This window comes from candidate division KSB1 bacterium (genome assembly GCA_022562085.1).
Lineage (GTDB): Bacteria > Zhuqueibacterota > Zhuqueibacteria > Oceanimicrobiales > Oceanimicrobiaceae > Oceanimicrobium.
In genome coordinates, this window is the sequence record JADFPY010000028.1 from 1 (window position 1) to 17,824 (window position 17,824).

Sequence of the window (17,824 nt, forward strand, 5' to 3'; positions counted from 1 at the left end):
CCGCACCGGTAAATACAATCACTCTAATTTGATCATTTGAAATCAGTTCGTCGCCAAGGACTTTGAACTCTGAACGCATTTCGGCATTCATGGCATTGAGTTTTTCGGGACGATTCAGGGTGACCGTGGCTATTCCGTCTGCGTCTATTTCAAATTTGATGGTTTTAAAGGAATCGGGCATAGAGATTTTTTCAAAATCGATAACCAATTACCGATGCTATCGCTCAAAGCGATGGCATCGGTGCAACTTCAATCAACTCGTTGCGACTACAACTGATTTCGTTTCCATATAATAGTCAAGCGCTTCTGAGCCGTGCTCCTTGCCTAGCCCGCTCTGTTTGAAACCGCCAAACGGCAGCTCATCAAAAATAATTTGCGCCGAATTGATCCAGGTGTATCCGGATTCAATACGTTCCGCGGCGTAATGGGCACGATTTATATCTCGGGTCCAAATAGAAGAGCCAAGGCCGTAAATGTGATTGTTGGCTTTGGCAAGCGCTTCGTCAAAGTCCCGAACCCGCATAATGGGCAAAGCTGGGCCAAAGACTTCTTCTTGAACGATTTTAGAGGACTCATCGATATCAGTCAGAAGAGTAGGCATGTAAAAATATCCTTTCTCGTATTCTGCGCCTTCAGGTCGCTTTCCGCCGACTAAAATACGTGCCCCTTTATCAACCGCGTCTTGAACCTGCATTTCAACTTCTTCGCGTTGAGATTTAGAATGCATCGGCCCAATCATCGCGCCTTCGGCCAGGCCATCTTTTATTCTAAGCTTTTTAGCTTTTACAATTAGTTTTTCAATAAACTCATCAGCGATTTGCTCAAAAAGGTAGAGTCTCTTTACTGCCAGGCAGGCCTGACCACAATTAAAAAAGCGCCCCACCGAAGCAGCGCTAACCGCTTTATCGATGTCACCATCTTCACAGACAATCATTGGGTCGCTGCCGCCCAACTCAAGCGTGACTCGTTTGATCTCTTTGGCCGCAGCCTCCATAACTTTTCGGCCGGTCTCGGTAGATCCGGTAAAGCCGATTTTTCGAACTTTGGAATTCTCAATAATTTCCTGCCCGACCGTGCTTCCGGGCCCCGTGACAATATTTAACACGCCTTTGGGAACGCCGGCTTTAAACATCAACCCAATCACTTTTGTGGCCGTAAGCGGCGTGGTCCCGGCTGGTTTCACAACAAACGTATTCCCCGCGAGAAGTCCCGGAGCGAGTTTATTGCCCATGAGCGACACCGGAAAATTCCACGGAATGATGGCCCCGCAAACGCCCAACGGTCTTTTCAGAATCAAGCCGTGACGGCTGGCGTCCAAAAGCGGCACATATCCGCCGCGAATATTTTTGGCTAAACCGGCATAGTGATCGAGCGTATGTGCAAAACGGCGTATTTCAAGAAATGCTTCTCTGAGCGGCTTGCCCTGCTCTTTCGTGAGCAACGTAGCCAGCTCTTTTTCATTTTCCCGAATCAAGCGGGAGGCGCTAAACAAAATTTCTCCTCGCTTCGCAAAAGGAGTATCCCACCATGCTTGGAAGGCATCATACGCAACATCAATTGCCCGCCGCGCATCATCTTTGGTCCCTTTGGGAACTGTATCGACTAAATCACCATTTGCCGGATTATAAATTTCGGTAACTTCTCCGGAAATCGAATCAACGTGTTCGCCGTTGACAAACATCTGCGCCATAAATTACCTCACTTAATGCGGAAAGCCATAATGTTAAGTCTATTCTGCCTTATGCTGTTTCGTGCTCTCATCAGCTGCCATTTTGCTGCTCTGTCATTTAATAGGTTATTATTCCCCAATAAGGACGCCGAAGGCAGATGGCCCGGCCGACTCAATGGCGTCAATTTGTCATTCGCTTCTCTGTCATTAGCGATTTTTTCCTACACAACAAAGATTCCATCGATAAGCTGTGTAATTAATCCAAGCCGCCAAAAACGACGCTTTTCGGTTCAAAGTAGTAATCGAGCGCTTCGGGACCGTGTTCGTGTCCGATTCCGGAAGCCTTAACGCCGCCAAATGGCATTTCGTCATAGCCGAAATGAATTTGATTAATCCACACCATGCCGGACTGAATCTCCCGGGCGGCCTGATTTGCATATTTCATATTATTTGTCCAAATGGAAGACCCCAATCCCCATTTACTGTTGTTTGCTTTCGCAATCGCCTCGTCGAGATTTGAAACCTTGAAAACCGGCAGAACCGGGCCAAAGACCTCCTCAGTAACCAGCTTGCTGTCTTCAGCAACATTTTCCACAACGGCTGGTTCAAAGAAATAACCTTGATCATTACCTTCAGGCCTTTTGCCGCCAACCAAAACTTTCGCCCCATTGTCAACGGCATCTTTCAACTGCTCTTCGATTTCCTCTCTTTGGTAGGCGGTGTGCAGCGGTCCCATCCGAATTCGCGGCTTTTCGGCTTTTTCCATACCGTCACCCGGTTCATAGCGGCCAACTTTCCCGACCAGCTGCTCAAGGAACTCATCATAAACTTCTTCAAACAAATAAAGTCGCTTTACCGCCAAACATGCCTGACCCGCGTTCCAGAAACGACCGATCATGGCGCCATTCACTGCTTTTTTCATATCGGCGTCCGGGCAAACAATCATGGGATCTGAGCCGCCGAGTTCAAGGGTAATGCGCTTAAAATCCGGTCCGGCGGTTTCCATGACCTGCCGTCCGGTTTCAGAACTACCGGTTAACGCCACTCTCCTAACATCTTGATGACTGATCAAAGCATTTCCAACCTTACTTCCCGGACCCGTCACACAATTCAAGACGCCGGCAGGCAGCCCTGCTTCATTCAGAATGCCTATTATTTTCAAAGTAGTTAAAGGTGTTGTGGAGGCCGGTTTGATGATGATTGGATTTCCGGCTATTAAAGCCGGGCCGACTTTTGTGCCCATCAAAGTAATAGGAAAATTCCAAGGGACGATGCCGACACAGATACCAACCGGCTGCTTCATAATCACACCGTAGCAATTTGGATTCATTGAAGGAGGAAGAGGCACCTGGGAACCTCTGATTTTGCTTGCCAAACCAACATAAAACTCCATACCATGCAAGCAATGATTCAACTCGCCCATGGATTCCATGAACGGCTTGCCCTGCTCTTTGGTCAACAGCGCGGCCAAATCCTTAACTTGCTCTTTAGCGGCATTAATGCCTTTGTGTAAAATCTCGGCGCGCGCATCCGGCGCCATCGCTGCCCAGTCCTTAAAAGCGGCCTTCGCAGATTCAACTGCGGCGTTGGCGTCAGCCGCATCTCCCAACGGCGCGGTGTCGATTGTCTCACCGTTCGCGGGATTTTTAACTTCGTACGTTGCGCCGCTCTTGGCCTCTACCCACTCGCCGTTTATGAACATTTGTGCCATTCAAATACTCCTTTATCTCTAAAATAAATTAGTCAAAAATTTTATTTGCCTGTAAAATTGGCCGTTCTTTTTTCGAGAAAAGCTTTCAGGCCCTCTTTAGCATCATCACTATCAAACGCACGTTGTAAAACTTCACGTTCGAGTGCAAGACCGTCCTGAAGGGAAATATCCGCACCGGTTTGAATAGCGCGTTTAATCATACCGACAGACATGCTGGCTTTTTTAGGCGGAACAAATTGACCGGCATATTCCATCACTTTATCCCAGTACCCTTCCTCCTCAAAAACCATACCTACCAGACCGATTTCTTTGGCTGCGTCCATAGAGAGCGCCGCGCCTGAGGTACAGAACTCCAGAGCTTTGGCTCTACCTAGCAGTCTGGCCAAACGCTGGGTCCCGCCCATCCCCGGCATGACTCCGAGGTTAATTTCCGGCAACCCAATTTTGCCTTTGCCGGCTTTTGCAATTCGTATGTCGCATGCCATGCTGATTTCACAGCCGCCGCCCATAGCGTGACCATTGATGGCCGCAATTACCAGTTTTGGTGTATTTTCGAAACGCATCAAAGTTTCGTTGCCATGCAGGGCGAAATTATAAAGATAATTCGGCGAACCCGATTCCAACATGGAAATATCTGCCCCGCCGGAGAAAAACTTCTCTCCTTTGCCGGTAATAATTAAAACATGTACCGACTCATCAAAACGCGCCTTCATGATGCACGCATCCAGTTCCGCCATCACCTCGTGGTTGTAACTGTTTGCGGGCGGATTGTTGAGTTCCATGATGGCAATGCCATTCTCAACTCGATAATCAACTAAAGCCATTAAATTTCTCCTTCTGAGTTAAAATTTAATAATCAAACTAATCTTCTTTCGACATAAAAAAATTGTTATAAAGCAAAGCAGCAGCAGCGCCACCAACAATCGGTCCAATCCAATAAACCAGATGGTTTTCGAAGAATCCCGCGGCCAATCCGGTTCCAAAGGTTCTCGCCGGATTCATCGAGGCGCCGGTGAGCGGACCTCCCATTAAAATATCACAAACCAAAACAGAGCCGATCGCGAAACCATAAACACCTTTCGGCGCTCGTGAGTCAACTGCGGTACCAAAAACAGTCATTACTAGAAAGAATGTTAAGATAGCCTCGATCATAATTCCAGCTCCAAAGGAAATTCCCGGATCAAGAGCTGGCGTTCCTAAGTGCGTCGCGCCCCAGACGGCCGGACTGAAGATGACACGCAAGGCAAAACCCGCCAGAACGCCGCCAGCCAACTGAGAAATAATGTAGCCGATACCTTTGCCAATTTCGATACGCTTGGTGATCATAAACCCAATCGTCACGGCCGGGTTCACGTGCGCGCCTGAAATATGACCGGTTGCGTTAATCATAATGGCCAAAACCACCCCGTGTGCCAGCGCAATCCCAACAAGTCCAACCGCGCCATCAGTATACGAATTCGTTACAATCGCACCGGCTCCGATAAAACAAAGCGCAAACGTCGCAATCATTTCGGCCACATAAGCCTTTAAATCTTTCATTCCTCTCCCTCCTCGATTTGTAGTTGAAATTTAGCTTTGCAATTTAATGTTTTTCAAGCGAAAACTCAAGCTAAATTTTCATGGCTTAAACCAAGGTTTCCTTTCCAAAATAAACAAAAAAGGCTCTTCACGAGAAGAGCCTTGATTTCTAAAAAAAATGTGATTTACATCATTCCGAGTTCGTACCGTGCCACATCACTCATGAGGTCAGGTGACCACTGTGGTTCCCAAACAACTTCAACTTTGGCATTATTAACTTCCGGCAAATCTCTTATTTTTTGCTCGACTTCTCCGGGTAGAGTGCCCGCAACCGGACAAGCCGGTGAAGTCAACGTCATATTGACATCAACGTTATTGGACTCATCCACGTTAATATCGTAAATCAAACCGAGCTCATAAATATTCACCGGGATTTCAGGATCGTAGCAGGTTTTCAGAACTTCCAGAACCATATCTTTGATTTCTTCCATTTATTTTCCTTATTTAAATTTTACTCTGTAGAAGCCAGGTTATTGCCGTTCTGTATTGCCTCGAGCATTGTATGCCATGCTAAAGCGGCGCACTTGACGCGAACCGGAAATTCTCTGACGCCGGCAAAAACGGAGAGCTTATCAAAACCTGTGAAATCAGCTTCAGTTTTACCGGTGATAATTCCCTGGAATTTCTTAAAAAGCTCTTTTGCCTCAGTCAGCGATTTTCCTTTAAGTTCGGCCGTCATCACTGATGAAGAAGCTTTTGAAATCGCACATCCGGAGCCTTCAAAACTGATATCTTTGATGTGATCATCCTCGATTTGCAAATACAGATTAATGCGGTCGCCGCAAAAAGGATTGTACCCTTCCGAAGTATGGCTGGCGTTTTCTAGTTTCCTGAAATTCTTCGGATTCTTATTATGATCCAGAATCACTTCCTGATATAGTTCTCTTAAATCTTCCATTAGCCGAATAATTTGAGTAGGTGATGTATGCCCTCGACCAGACGATCAACCTCTTCTTTGGTGTTGTAAAAAGCGAAAGAGGCTCTCGTAGTGGCCGGCACATTAAATCGTTCCATGACCGGTTGCGTGCAATGATGCCCCGTGCGCACCGCGATGCCCTGCCTATCGAGGATGGTTCCCATGTCATGCGGATGAATATTGTCTAAAGTGAACGAAATCACCGAGGCTTTCTTTGCTGCCGTTCCGATAATCCTCAAAGACTTGATGGACGACAAGGCTTCCGTGGCGTACTTTAGCAACTCATCTTCATGTTCGTGGATATTTTCGTAGCCTACTTCATTCACATAGTCAATAGCCGCACCTAATGCAACAACCCCGGCAATGTTAGGTGTACCTGCTTCAAATTTATGTGGAAGTTCGTTGTAGGTTGTTTTCTCAAATGTAACGGAGGTGATCATTTCGCCGCCGCCTTCATAAGGTGGCATCTTTTCCAAAAGGTCCTCTTTGGCGAATAAAACCCCAACACCAGTGGGCCCAAAAAACTTATGACTAGAGAAAGCAAAAAAATCGCAGTCTAACTCTTGAACGTCAATTTTCTGGTGCGGGACTGCTTGAGCGCCATCGAGTAAAACAGGAACATTGTGGCTATGGGCAACTTCGATGATTCGCTTCACGGGATTAATTGTACCAAGTGAGTTAGAAGTATGCACAACCGCAACCAATTTGGTTTTGTCACTCATAAGCTTCTGATACTCATCAAAGATGATTTCGCCGTCATCATTGATAGGAATAACCTTCAGTTTCGCATCGGTCGATTCGCAGAGCAGCTGCCATGGAACGATGTTGGAGTGATGTTCCATATTTGAAATGATGATCTCGTCTTCCGCTTTGATGTTTTCTCGACCGTAAGTTGAAGAAACCAAATTTACAGCCTCCGTAGTTCCTCGGACGAATATAATTTCGCGTGTGGATTTCGCGTTGATGAGGTCTTTTACCTTCTCCCTCGTTTCTTCGTACTTCCTGGTGGCAAGCTCGCTGAGATAATGCACCCCTCTGTGAATATTTGCGTTTTCGCCAGAATAGTAATCGCTGATGGCGTCAATCACCGCTTGTGGTTTCTGGGAAGTAGCTGCGTTGTCCAAATAGACCAGCGGATTCCCGTGCACCCGCGTTTGCAAAATCGGGAAATCCTCGCGGATTCGCTCAACATCAAATCCAGTAGTAGGCGTGCTGACTGGCTTTTCTAAAACAACGCTTTCGAGTAATTCTTCCATTTATTATTTATGTGCTTTGGTAAAACGTTCAATAATATGCGCGTCCATCCGCTCGCGAACCGCCTCTACTTTAATGTTTTCCAGAACGTCGCTAATAAAAGCGTGCCGCAGCATTGCGCCCGCCATTTCCTCGCCAATACCTCTTGCACGCAAATAAAACATGGCCTCGTCATCGAGCTGGCCAATGGTTGCCCCGTGGGTACATTTAACGTCATCGGCAAATATTTCCAACTGCGGCTTGGCGTTAATCGAGGCGTCGTTCGTCAACAAGAGCGTTTTGTTGGATTGCAGCGCGTTGGTTTTTTGCGCATCCGGACGCACTATAATCTTGCCGTTAAACACACCGCGTGCTTTGTCGTCGAGAATGCCTTTGTACAGCTCGTTGCTGAAACAGTGTGGCTTTGCATGATCGATAAACGTGTGATTGTCAATATGTTGCGTCCCCTGCCCAAGAAAAAATCCAAACAAATGGGATTCGCAGTGCTCATCATTCAACAAAACACTCAGATTGTTGCGAACTAATCCGCCTCCCAAGTCAATGTTGACCGTCGTATAAACACTTTGCCGCTCCTGCTGTACTTGCGCGTTTGAGATATGAAAAGCATTTATACTTTCTTCCTGAAGTTTTATGTGATCGACTATTGCATTCTTGTCAACAAAAACTTCGGTCACTAAATTGTTGAAATAAGTTGTAGCTGACAATGAATGGAAGCTTTCGATGATTTTCACCTGGCTATTTTTTCCAACAATAAACAGGTTGCGTAGGTGCGAAACAAGCTCCGTGTCCCCATCTGAAATGTATATCAAATGAATGGGGTCCTCTATTACTTTATTATCGGGCACAAAGATAAATGTGCCATCATTCGTAAACGCGGTATTGAGAGCAGTAAAGGATTCATCTTCAAAACTCACGTAACGACCAAGATGTTTATAAACGAGGTCGCTGTGATTTACCATGGCGTTCCGCAAACTGCTGACGATGATGTCATCGCTGTTTAGATCAATCTTAGAAAGCTCTTCCGAAAAAAGACCGTTAATAAAAACAACCAAATTTTCTTTTAGCTTATCAAAAGCAAAATCGCGAAGTACCTCCTTCGGAACCTTTGCCGCTTCGGTTGGCAGCTTAAACTTGTGTTCCAGCATGGGTGCAACGTTCGTATATTTCCAGTCTTCGTGGCGCGGAGTTGGAAAACCCAGCTCGGAAAATTTTGAAATTGCCGACCTACGCACTTCATGGAACGGAGTTTCCCTGCTTCCGTTCAGACTTTCTTCAAACAAATCAAAATTCGAAATGTACCACTGTTTTATATCTGTCATTTCCATGTTGTTTTCGTTTTCCCTTAATTCAATAATTTAAGCAGCTACCGGCTGGCTTGCGTGGTCTTTGACCCAGTCGTAACCCTGTTCGTCAAGTTTAAGCGCCAGTCCTTTGTCGCCGGACTTAACAATTTTACCATCAATAAGAACATGGACAAAATCCGGAACGATGTAATTTAAGAGACGCTGATAGTGGGTCACAACGATGGTTGCATTGTCCTGGCTTCGTAGTTGGTTCACACCATTGGCTACGATTTTCATGGCGTCAATATCTAACCCGGAATCGGTTTCATCCAGGATGGCCAACTTGGGCTCAAGCAGTGCCATTTGAAAAATTTCGTTGCGCTTTTTTTCACCGCCTGAAAAACCTTGGTTAATTGAGCGGCTGAGGAGCTTCTCATCCATATTTACAAATTTGAGCTTTTCTTTGATGAGCGCAAAAAACTCCATGGCGTCGAGCTTTTCTTGCCCACGATATTCGCGAATCTCATTGAGAGCCGTTTTGAGAAAATTCGACATGCTCACCCCGGGAATTTCTACGGGGTATTGAAATGCCAGGAATAGCCCTTCTCTCGCCCGGTCTTCCGGTTTCATATCCAACAGATTCCGGCCATTGTACAGAACTTCACCAGCGACTACTTCGTATTCTTCGCGGCCAGCCAGGACGTTTGCGAGGGTACTTTTTCCTGAGCCATTTGGACCCATAATCGCATGAACTTCGCCTTTGTTTACTTCTAAATCAATACCTTTTAGAATTTTGTTTCCCTCAACCACGACTTTTAATCCTTTTACCGTTAACATCTTTTGTTCTTTTTCTCCTTAATGATTTCGCTTTTTCATGTGACCATTCATCCTTCGCCTACATTCAGAATGAAGAGTGTTCTTAACCCACACTACCCTCAAGACTAATCGACAGCAATTTCTGTGCTTCGACGGCAAACTCCATGGGCAGCTCTTTGAAGACTTCCTTACAATATCCGTTCACAATCAAGCTCACCGCATTTTCGGTATCAATGCCGCGCTGATTGCAGTAAAAAATCTGATCTTCACCTACTTTTGTGGTGGTCGCTTCATGTTCTATCTTCGCGGATTTGTTGTGAACCTCTAAATAAGGAAACGTATGTGCGCCGCATTTATCCCCAATCAACAGCGAGTCACACTGGGAAAAATTACGTGCGTCTTCCGCGTTTTTGGCGACCTTTACCAGACCTCGATACGAGTTTTGGCCATGGCCAGCCGAAATGCCTTTTGAGATAATCGTACTCCGGGTATTCTTACCGAGATGAATCATCTTGGTCCCGGTGTCCGCTTGCTGATAATTATTGGTTACTGCTACGGAATAGAATTCCCCAATCGAGTTATCCCCTTTTAAAATAACACTTGGATATTTCCAGGTAATGGCCGAGCCGGTCTCAACCTGCGTCCACGAAATCTTGGCGTTTTTACCTGAACAGATGCCGCGCTTGGTCACGAAGTTGTAAATGCCGCCTTTGCCGTTTTTATCGCCCGGGTACCAGTTCTGCACGGTTGAGTATTTTATCTGTGCATCTTTGTGAGCAATCAACTCGACTACGGCTGCGTGCAGTTGATTTTCGTCACGCATCGGCGCCGTGCAACCTTCTAAATAGCTCACATAAGCGCCTTCTTCAGCGACAATAAGCGTTCGTTCAAACTGCCCCGTATTCTCAGCGTTGATCCTAAAATAAGTCGACAACTCCATTGGGCAGCGAACGCCTTTCGGAATGTAGCAGAACGAGCCATCGCTGAACACGGCGGAATTTAAAGTCGCATAAAAATTGTCGGTGTAGGGCACAACCGAGCCGAGATATTTTTTTATCAAATCAGGATGGTTCTGAACTGCTTCGGAAAAAGAGCAGAAGATAATCCCGTGCTTGGAAAGCTCATCTTTAAATGTGGTTGCAACTGAAACGCTGTCTATGATCGCATCCACTGCGACTCCTGAGAGGCGTTTCTGCTCATCTAAAGAAATTCCCAATTTGTCAAAAGTCTCGCGAATTGCCGGATCGACTTCATCGAGGCTTTTGAGCTGTTTCTTTTTCTTGGGCGCCGCGTAATAGTACGCATCCTGATAATCGATGGGGGGATACTTGACATTTGGCCACCTGGGCTCTGTCATGGTTTGCCAGTGGCGGAAAGCTTTGAGCCGCCATTCGAGCAGCCACTCCGGCTCATTCTTTTTAGCAGAAATTAACCTGACCGTATCTTCAGTGAGGCCTTTTGGCGCAAACTCCTGCTCGATATCGGTAGTAAACCCCCATTTATATTCGCTCTTTGTAAATTGTTCGATGGTTTCTTGTTCAGTACTCATTTAAAAAAACTCCTAACACGGACGAATCCGCGAATTTTGTTTTGATGCTGGTAAACGCTTGCGCCATCATCTACAATCATTACGCTGCGCTGTCATTAGGTAGGTTATGTGACTAAATAGTGACGCCGATGGCCATTGACCTAATGACTTAATGACCATTTTTGTCATTCGCTTCGCTGTCATTTTCTTGTATAATATCCAAAGAGTTTTTTGATAACAAAACTTAATTTATGCACTCGTCACAGCAGCCGAAGAATTCCAGCCTGTGATTCTTGACCTGATAATTGGTTGCTTCTTCAACCTTGCGATTTAATTCGGTGTTGTGTTCCATCTCGATATCTTTAATAGCACCGCACGAATTACAAATAAAATGGTAATGCGGATTCACATTACCATCGTATCTATCAAATGTACTGCCGAATTTCAGCTCTTGAATACACCCCTGCTCTACCAGAATGCTCAGATTTCTATAAACATTACCGAGGCTTAAAGAAGGAAACCCGGGCTTGAGCTTATCATAAATCCAGGACGCAGTCGGGTGGCTTGTTGTAGATTTTAAAATACCTAAAATTTTTTGCCGCTGTTTGCTTTTACGGTATTTCTTTTCTTGCAAGGTATTCATAACCAGTTCATTTCCTTATTCTTAAACGCTGAAGCTGCTGCCACAGCCGCATGTTCTCTGGGCGTTCGGATTGACAAAATTGAATCCCGTGCCGGTTAGCCCGTCGGAAAAATCAAGCTGCGTTCCGTTCAAATAAATAGCGCTTTTGGGATCCATGAAAAACTTCACGCCGTCAAATTCCATAATTTTATCATCCGCACGAGGTTCTTTTACAAAGTCCAGAACGTAAGACAACCCCGAGCAGCCCCCGCCCTTTACTCCGACGCGCAAGCCTCCATTTTCATCGGGGTGATCTTTCGCCATGAGTTTCTTAACCTCAGCGATTGCTTTAGGTGTAACTGAAATCATCATTTTCTCCTAATTTAGATTTATTAAAGCAACGTTATCCCGCTGCATGTCAAGTTCGTTATTTATATCCGCCAGAGTAATCCCCGACAAAAATATTTTGAATTGTTCTTGAATCACATGAAACGGATCGCTAATATTGCAATTCTCCAGTTGCCTGCAGTTACAATTGGGATCTGTAACACACTCAACGAGCCCAACCGGCCCTTCAATCGATTCAATGATTTCCGAAAGCGAAATCTTATTGGCATCTTTCGCCAAAACATAACCGCCATGCGCCCCCTGACACGAACTGACCATACCTTTGCGCGCCAGCCTTTGCAGGATTTTAGCCATAATCTCAGTAGAAATGTTGTAGCGCCCGGCAATTTCTTTGGCACTGGTCACGGTATCCCCCGGTTGATTCAGCATGTGCTTCAGTGCGATAATACCGTATTCAGATTTCTTGGTCATACGTAACATGCAAACTCCTAAACCCGACCTATTTGGTCGGATTTGAATATAAAAAAATTTTAGCCAGATGTCAAGGGGAATTTACGCAATTTCATGTTGAGCCACAGCATCTTGTTGAACTTTTCGGACTTTCCTTTTTCTCGATTTTACCGGGGTGTCCGGCAGCAAAATTATAAACGTTCCAAGAGTCACAATGAGTCCTGAAAGCCAAACCAAATTTACCAGCGGATTAATATAAACTTTAAAAACTGCACTTTTATCATCGTTTGGCTGCGCGAGGACAACATACAAATCCTCCTGCAAGGTTGATCTCAAAACGACCTCCGTGGTGGGCTGTTCTTGCACAATGTAGTAATGCTTATTCGGGTAAATGGTTTTAACCATTTTTCCGTTTTTGTAAACATCCATTTCAGCCTGCCAGACCACTTTATTCAAATCCTCAAAGGTTTTAAAGCCTTTATACGTTAAAGTATAACTGCGAATCTGCATGGACTCGCCAGGTTTAAGATGGGCCTCCTTTTCAGTATCAAAAGCCTTGCCCGTAAAGCCGACAAACATCACCACGATTCCGAAATGGACGACGTAGCCTCCGTAGCGGCGTTTGTTTTTTTGCAAAAGCCGAATCAGGGCAACAAAATATCCTTCCTGATTCGTTCGCATTCTCGCTCTTGCGCCACGGTGAAATTCAGCGACTATTGTTGCGGTTACGAAGATCGACAATGTTAGGGAAACCAGTGCATAAAAATGCCGGATTCCAAATGCCAGCATAATGACCAAACCGAGCAAAGCAACCGCAATTGGTTTTAAGAAAATCTTTTTCATGAGATTTGAAGAGGTCTTGCGCCAGGCGACCAATGGACCCACGCCGGTTAGAAAGAGCAGAAACAGACCGATTGGAATGGTAACCTTATTAAAGAACGGTTCCGCAACCGTGACTTTCACCCCGCGGATCGCCTCGGTGACTATAGGGAAAATTGTGCCCCAGAAAACCGCGAAAAGCGCACCGAGGAAAATCAGATTATTGATCAGAAAGGCCGATTCCCTGGAAACAACGGAGTCGAAATGCTGGGTTGTTTTCATTTGTGGAAGTCTTTTGATAATCAAAAAGGTCGGAACAAAAATAAGCAAAACCAAATAGCCGACAAACCAGGGGGCAATATCAGAGCGGGCAAACGAGTGCACCGATGAAACGATGCCGCTGCGAGTCAGGAACGTTCCGAAAATACAAAGCACATATGTCAGAAGAATCAGCGACATGTTCCACACTTTCAGCATGTTCTTCTTCTCTTGAATCATGGTTGAGTGGATAAAGGCAGTCCCTGCCAACCATGGCATGAGAGCCGCGTTTTCAACCGGATCCCAGGCCCAGTAACCACCCCAGCCGAGCTCCATGTAGGCCCACTTGCCGCCCAAAATCATGCCGATTCCAAGAAAGAACCAGGGCACCAAAGTCCATCTGCGGATGGTTTTCAACCACTGATTGTCGAGCCGCCCGCTGATTAAGGCAGCGATTGCAAATGCAAAGGGGATACTAAAACCTACAAACCCCATATACAAAATAGGCGGATGAATGGCCATTGCCGGATGCTGCAGTAACGGATTTAAACCGCGGCCGTCCGGCGCAGCGAATGCAACGGTATTTGCAGGCTGCATAATCGCTTTAATTACCCTTCCATCGGCAAACTGCCAGAGCTTTTCAAATGGTTGGGAAACGAAGACATTCAACGCGATGAAAAACATGGCGCCGCCCATGAGAACAGCGACCACGTACGGCATTAGCTCGCGATTTTTATGTCGCTTCAGATAAACAGCCAAAGCTGCAAAAACAGTCAGCAGCCAGCCCCAGAAAAGCAGGGAACCCTTTTGGCCGCCCCAAAGCGAAGCAACAGTATAAAAAGTGGGCATGGCCCGGTTTGAGTAGCCGACGACGTATTCATTGTGGAAATCATGAGCGAAAATCTGCTGCCACAAAATGAAAACCGCCAGTGTCACCAGAAACATGACCCCAAACAAAGCGTGCTCACCGGATCTCGTCAAATCCTCGCGATTTTTCCTCGCTCCTAAAATAGAGGCAAAAATGGAGTAGCCCGCACAAGTGAGGGCTAAAATGAGGATTAAATGTCCAACATCAACCATGCATTATTCCTTAATTGGTACCTTCTAACTCGTCGATGTGTTTGGAAGGGTCATAATTCTTGATATCGTATTCCTGGCCGGTCTCATATTTTGAGGGACACTTAGCCATCAACATTTGGGCATCAAAATAGCCTTCGCGGTGGTACTTTCCTGCGACCAAAACTTCGGCGCCGTCTTTAAAAGTGTCGGGGAGTTCTTTTGCATAACGCACTGCCATTTCCTGACCTTCTTCTTCAATAACAAAATTTACTTCCAGACTATTCTGAGACCTCTGCAGCGTTCCGGGGACAAGAAATCCTTTCACACGCAATCCCTGGTCGAAAGCAGCTTCGCCCATCGCTTTGACCTCTTTTACACTGATATAATACTGCATATTGCCTTCGAAACCGCTGATTGTCAGCCAAATCAGCAGACCAGAAATAGTTGTGAAGGCAAACGCAATCTTTATTTTTTTCTTAGCCATGGATCCTCCGTGTTTGCTTAATCCGTATAACTCAAAATTTATCGATTTTATTTCCCCAATTCCTATCGGTCATTTCCGAAATGCTAAGCGTAGCTGACCGCACGAGTTTCCCGGATGACCGTCACTTTAATCTGGCCCGGAAATTCAATATCCGATTGAATCTTTTTTGAAATGTCACTGGCTAAAAGATCGGCCTGCGCTTCGGTAACTTTATCCGGCTGCACAATAACCCGGACCTCGCGTCCAGCGGAAATCGCATACGCCTTTGCCACCAAATCAAATGAGTCTGCCACTTTCTCGAGATTTTCGATTCTGCGGACGTAGCCGTCCAAAGTATCACGCCGTGCTCCGGGGCGAGCACCTGAAATCGAATCTGCGGCGCCAACTAAAACGGAAATCAATGAAGTTGCCGCTTCATCTTCATGGTGAGAAGCAATCGCATTGATAACTACAGGATTCTCATTATACTTCTTGGCTATTTCAATACCAATTTGGGTATGCGTTCCTTCCATATCCTGACTCATCGCCTTACCAATATCATGCAGCAGTGCGGCCCGCTTTGCTAATCTGACGTCCATCTTTAGTTCTTCGGCCATGGCACCGCACAACATGGCAACTTCCTCTGAGTGCTTCAACACATTTTGTCCATAACTGGTCCGGTATTTCATCCGGCCTAAAATTTTAATTAGATCCGGGTGCATCCGGCCAACCCCAACTCGTGCAATGGTCTCGTTCCCGGCACGCCAGATGAATTTATCGACCTCTTTTTCAGCGTTCTTAACAATCTCCTCGATCTTTTGAGGATTGATTTTGCTGTTGCTAATTACTTTTTGGAGAGCCAACCGGGCAATTTCCCGGCGAACAGGATCAAAACCGGACAAAACTACGGCTTCGGGAGTGTCATCGACAATGACTTTTACGTTGGTGGCTTGTTCAAATGCTTTTATATTGCGCCCATCCCTACCGATAATTCTTCCCTTTAATTCATCGGAAGGCAGGGGGACCACAGAAACCGTTGTTTCGAGACAGTGATCAGCGGCGTTTTTCTCGATGGCCATGGTTATAATTTTTCGAGCTTCCTTTGTCGCATTTTCCTTAGACTTATCTACAAGCTCTTTATAAATATCAGCGGCTTCGGCTTTATAATCGCGCTTAAGATTCTCCAACAAAAGCTCTTTTGCATCTTCTAAGCTAACCTGAGAAATTCGGGACAAGGCATTGTTCTGTTCCCGGATAATACGATTGAGTTCAGATTCTTTTGTCCTTTGTGCTTCTTTTTGTTCCTGCAAATTCCTCTCAGCTTGCTTTAATTTATTTGCCCTTTGATCTGCTTCGTTTTCCTTATGGCCGAGTTGCTTTTCTTTTTCGAGAAACTCATGTTCTATTTGATCTAACTTTTTTTGCCGGTCCTTCACGCGGTTTTCTTGTTCATCCCGGACTTTGAACCACTCTTCTTTTGCCTCAAGAAGATATTTTTGTTTGGTCCGCTCGGCTTGCTTGTTGGCTTCAGCCATAATTTCATCGGCCTGCGACTGTGCATTTCTTAAATTATTTTTAGTAATTAAAATAGAAGCCAGAAAACCAACACCCAAACAAATGAAACCGATTATTATAGTTGTTAATGTAATTTCCATAGTGAAAGAGGCTTGATTAATCCGGCAGAATTAATTTTCAAGCCAAATATTCACCTCCTCTTGCTTCTTTGATGCCTGAACCTTATTATTCTTGCTCTTGCAAGAGTCCAAGTATTTCGCAATTGTTTTGCCCATGACTTCCATGTTATTTCTTACTTTATTGCCGGCGCAAATTGGATTTGACCAAATACATTCAACCCCTTTGCAGTAGTCCAATCGAAGGTCACAACCCTGCTGGCGCTGGTAAGCAGCTGACGACATCATGTTCTTCGTAACTTCTTCTCTACGAAATTCTTGATTCTGTGTGAGAAAATGAATTTCAATTAGCTTGTCCCACAGAAACTGATGGGCCTCAACCAGCTGCATATTCGTAAAACCTTCCAAAACTAATTGAATCGGTTTCCGATTAAAAATGGTCACCAATAAATCCAACTTTTGGCTGACCTTCAAAGCTTTGTTTTGTTGCTCTTCCATATATGAAGTTACTTCAAAATGGATTTTTGAAGATTAAAAATATACAAATCTTGCTGGTTAAAATCAAGGTAATTCGGGATTGGAGTTAAAGTGGAATTCCAATTAAAAAAAACAAAACTCTTCCGAAAGTCTCCCCCATTAAAACGAGAATAATTGTAGCGTATAAAATTCCGGTCGCGGATTGTGTGGACCGAATCTTAGTTGATTTCCAAATCATGACTCCAAATACCAAAGGAACAATTAACCCAAAAACAACCCTGCCGATAAAAATATAACCGCTGCCGTTAAGGCTTAAAATCGCATTAACCAGCTCCCTTCCTTCTTTCATCTTAAAAAATGTGAGAATGCTCAGTCCAATTAAGACAATTCTTAATAACACAGATGCGAGGTAAATTAGTGAACTATATTTTAAAGGCGAAAGGCTCAATTTATGCTGGACTAAATACCAATGCCCGGTTATCATCGCCCCTAAGACTGAGCCCAAAATCAAAGTGCCTCCAATCCCGTTCGCAACAACCAAAGCAATCATCTGTGAATCGATCAACAGGGGTTGATAAATGGCAACGGAATAACTGGAAATTCCTAAAATGCCAAAAATGAAGCTAAGAACTAAAAGTGATTTGTGGAAGCGCGGATGAATTATGTTGTAAATAATAAGAAAAAGAGCAGTTGCCAAAAAGAAAAAGTAAGTTAATTTCTGTGAAAAAACTTGATTCGTTTCATTAAAATTAAACAGAGGAAAAAACGCGATGTCGCCAAATGGTTTAGCAAGGAGGGCAAAAACAATTAAAGCGCAAGCCACTAAAGTTGTGACACGAAAATAAAGTTTACCGATTTCTTTAAGTGAAATGAACAGAATAGTGAACAGTAGACCGACGGAAAAATGAGTGAGGAGGAAAACAAAAATGAGTTTCAGCATTT

At 45.0% G+C, this 17,824-nt stretch carries 19 protein-coding genes; all 19 read right to left on the reverse strand.

The window, feature by feature from the left end:
- Positions 1-181, reverse strand: a 181-nt coding sequence (locus tag IH879_04395; GenBank protein ID MCH7674175.1) for an enoyl-CoA hydratase, incomplete at its 3' end; no start/stop codon positions are given.
- Between the two features lie 72 nt (positions 182-253).
- The gene (locus tag IH879_04400) at positions 254-1,681 is read right to left on the reverse strand and encodes an aldehyde dehydrogenase (protein ID MCH7674176.1); all 1,428 of its coding nucleotides are present in this window, start codon (positions 1,679-1,681) and stop codon (positions 254-256) included.
- A gap of 244 nt (positions 1,682-1,925) precedes the next feature.
- Positions 1,926-3,380 (reverse strand): aldehyde dehydrogenase, encoded by a 1,455-nt coding sequence (locus IH879_04405; GenBank protein MCH7674177.1) that lies wholly within the window; start codon positions 3,378-3,380, stop codon positions 1,926-1,928.
- A gap of 41 nt (positions 3,381-3,421) precedes the next feature.
- Positions 3,422-4,204 carry an enoyl-CoA hydratase/isomerase family protein gene (locus IH879_04410; protein ID MCH7674178.1) on the reverse strand — a complete coding sequence of 261 codons (783 nt, stop codon included), beginning with the start codon at positions 4,202-4,204 and terminating at the stop codon, positions 3,422-3,424.
- 37 nt (positions 4,205-4,241) lie between these two features.
- Positions 4,242-4,919, reverse strand: coding sequence for an aquaporin (locus IH879_04415; protein ID MCH7674179.1), 678 nt, complete (start codon positions 4,917-4,919; stop codon positions 4,242-4,244).
- A 164-nt stretch (positions 4,920-5,083) separates the two neighbouring features.
- On the reverse strand, positions 5,084-5,389 hold the full coding sequence (locus IH879_04420; GenBank protein MCH7674180.1) for a DUF59 domain-containing protein: 306 nt from the start codon (positions 5,387-5,389) through the stop codon (positions 5,084-5,086).
- Positions 5,390-5,409: 20 nt separating this feature from the next.
- A complete protein-coding gene (locus tag IH879_04425; protein ID MCH7674181.1) occupies positions 5,410-5,856 on the reverse strand; it encodes an SUF system NifU family Fe-S cluster assembly protein in 447 nt (148 codons plus the stop codon).
- The gene (locus IH879_04430) at positions 5,856-7,130 is read right to left on the reverse strand and encodes a cysteine desulfurase (protein MCH7674182.1); all 1,275 of its coding nucleotides are present in this window, start codon (positions 7,128-7,130) and stop codon (positions 5,856-5,858) included. The genes IH879_04425 and IH879_04430 overlap by 1 nt, the downstream gene beginning before the upstream one ends.
- A 3-nt stretch (positions 7,131-7,133) precedes the next feature.
- The gene (gene sufD / locus IH879_04435) at positions 7,134-8,447 is read right to left on the reverse strand and encodes a Fe-S cluster assembly protein SufD (GenBank protein ID MCH7674183.1); all 1,314 of its coding nucleotides are present in this window, start codon (positions 8,445-8,447) and stop codon (positions 7,134-7,136) included.
- Between the two features lie 36 nt (positions 8,448-8,483).
- Entirely contained in the window at positions 8,484-9,248 is a 765-nt protein-coding gene (gene sufC, locus IH879_04440) for a Fe-S cluster assembly ATPase SufC (protein ID MCH7674184.1), read from the reverse strand.
- Between the two features lie 82 nt (positions 9,249-9,330).
- Positions 9,331-10,776, reverse strand: coding sequence for a Fe-S cluster assembly protein SufB (gene sufB / locus IH879_04445; protein ID MCH7674185.1), 1,446 nt, complete (start codon positions 10,774-10,776; stop codon positions 9,331-9,333).
- Between the two features lie 223 nt (positions 10,777-10,999).
- Positions 11,000-11,398: a transcriptional repressor gene (locus IH879_04450; GenBank protein ID MCH7674186.1), complete on the reverse strand. Its 399-nt coding sequence runs from the start codon at positions 11,396-11,398 to the stop codon at positions 11,000-11,002.
- Between the two features lie 21 nt (positions 11,399-11,419).
- Positions 11,420-11,746 (reverse strand): iron-sulfur cluster assembly accessory protein, encoded by a 327-nt coding sequence (locus tag IH879_04455; GenBank protein ID MCH7674187.1) that lies wholly within the window; start codon positions 11,744-11,746, stop codon positions 11,420-11,422.
- Positions 11,747-11,755: 9 nt separating this feature from the next.
- Positions 11,756-12,205 carry an Rrf2 family transcriptional regulator gene (locus tag IH879_04460; GenBank protein ID MCH7674188.1) on the reverse strand — a complete coding sequence of 150 codons (450 nt, stop codon included), beginning with the start codon at positions 12,203-12,205 and terminating at the stop codon, positions 11,756-11,758.
- A 72-nt stretch (positions 12,206-12,277) separates the two neighbouring features.
- On the reverse strand, positions 12,278-14,332 hold the full coding sequence (locus IH879_04465; protein MCH7674189.1) for a heme lyase CcmF/NrfE family subunit: 2,055 nt from the start codon (positions 14,330-14,332) through the stop codon (positions 12,278-12,280).
- A 10-nt stretch (positions 14,333-14,342) separates the two neighbouring features.
- Positions 14,343-14,795 carry a cytochrome c maturation protein CcmE gene (locus IH879_04470; GenBank protein MCH7674190.1) on the reverse strand — a complete coding sequence of 151 codons (453 nt, stop codon included), beginning with the start codon at positions 14,793-14,795 and terminating at the stop codon, positions 14,343-14,345.
- Between the two features lie 83 nt (positions 14,796-14,878).
- Positions 14,879-16,429 carry a ribonuclease Y gene (gene rny / locus IH879_04475; protein ID MCH7674191.1) on the reverse strand — a complete coding sequence of 517 codons (1,551 nt, stop codon included), beginning with the start codon at positions 16,427-16,429 and terminating at the stop codon, positions 14,879-14,881.
- A gap of 30 nt (positions 16,430-16,459) precedes the next feature.
- Positions 16,460-16,903 carry a hypothetical protein gene (locus IH879_04480; GenBank protein ID MCH7674192.1) on the reverse strand — a complete coding sequence of 148 codons (444 nt, stop codon included), beginning with the start codon at positions 16,901-16,903 and terminating at the stop codon, positions 16,460-16,462.
- Between the two features lie 85 nt (positions 16,904-16,988).
- On the reverse strand, positions 16,989-17,822 hold the full coding sequence (locus tag IH879_04485) for a hypothetical protein (GenBank protein ID MCH7674193.1): 834 nt from the start codon (positions 17,820-17,822) through the stop codon (positions 16,989-16,991).
- Between the last annotated feature and the right edge of the window lie 2 nt (positions 17,823-17,824).